The following is a 240-nucleotide window of genomic DNA, read 5'->3' as shown; positions in this document are numbered from 1 at the left end:
CTGTACCTCGACCCCGAGCGCTTCGAGTTCGTCGCGGAGTTCGTCGGCGCGCTCGTAGTTGCCCGCGTCGCGTTCGCGCTCGCGAACCTCTAAGACGAGTTCCACGAGATCTTCCGCGATAGCCACCTCGCCGGTCGGTTCCCCGGTTTCGAACGCCAGACCGAAGGCGTCCCCGCCCAGTTCCTCGAGGGCGTCGACGGCGTCCCTGAGGCCGCGGTAGTCGTACTCCTCGTGGCCGTC

The 240-nt window shown here is 67.5% G+C and carries 1 protein-coding gene; it reads right to left on the bottom strand.

Going from position 1 to position 240, the window contains the following annotated elements:
* Positions 1-240, bottom strand: a 240-nt coding sequence (locus ACP7FG_RS13195; protein ID WP_439226662.1) for a hypothetical protein, incomplete at both ends; no start/stop codon positions are given.

Source organism: Idiomarina sp. ST10R2A5, from assembly GCF_051842325.1.
Lineage (GTDB): Bacteria > Pseudomonadota > Gammaproteobacteria > Enterobacterales > Alteromonadaceae > Idiomarina > Idiomarina abyssalis.
This window is presented reverse-complemented; position numbering and strand designations above follow the sequence as displayed.